Annotated in this window: 1 pseudogene; it reads left to right on the top strand. The window is 69.7% G+C overall.

What is annotated here, in order from left to right:
- Positions 1 to 241 (top strand): annotated as a pseudogene (locus BN358_RS23255) (alpha-ketoacid dehydrogenase subunit beta); the annotation flags it as partial.

Here is a 241-nt window from a genome sequence, read left to right as displayed (position 1 = left end):
AGGCGCTCAACGCCGGCCTGCGGGAGGCGCTCTCCAGCGATGACAAGGTGCTGCTCTACGGCGAGGACATCGGAGCGCTCGGCGGCGTGTTCCGGATCACCGAGGGCCTGCAGGCCACCTTCGGCACCGACCGGGTGATCGACAGCCCGCTGGCCGAGTCCGGCATCGTCGGGACGGCGGTGGGTCTCGCGCTGCGCGGCTATCGTCCCGTCGTCGAGATCCAGTTCGACGGCTTCGTCTA

Origin of the sequence: Sedimentibacter sp. B4 (genome assembly GCF_000309315.1) — a bacterium.
Classification (GTDB): Bacteria; Bacillota; Clostridia; order Tissierellales; family Sedimentibacteraceae; genus Sedimentibacter; species Sedimentibacter saalensis.
This window is presented reverse-complemented; position numbering and strand designations above follow the sequence as displayed.